Source organism: Pseudomonas sp. 5.2 (assembly GCF_059025405.1).
This window is the reverse complement of record NZ_JBYBHH010000083.1, coordinates 1-213: the sequence shown is the minus strand read 5'-3', so window position 1 is coordinate 213 and position 213 is coordinate 1. Positions and strand designations below refer to the sequence as shown.

The 213-nt window shown below is 54.9% G+C and carries 1 tRNA gene; it reads right to left on the bottom strand.

Features of this window, described 5'->3' with window-relative positions:
* Positions 1 to 49: 49 nt before the first annotated feature.
* Positions 50 to 125: transfer RNA gene (locus AC5PZ0_RS28395), tRNA-Ala, on the bottom strand.
* Between the last annotated feature and the right edge of the window lie 88 nt (positions 126 to 213).

Below are 213 nucleotides of genomic sequence, written 5' to 3'. Positions count from 1 at the left end.
ACGAATGTTCATTTCTAAGTTCTGACAAGCTACTGCGTGCTGCGAAAAGTGGTGGAGCCAAGCGGGATCGAACCGCTGACCTCCTGCGTGCAAGGCAGGCGCTCTCCCAGCTGAGCTATGGCCCCGTATTCTACGGCTGAACCATGTAATGGTAGGTCTGGGCAGATTTGAACTGCCGACCTCACCCTTATCAGGGGTGCGCTCTAACCAACT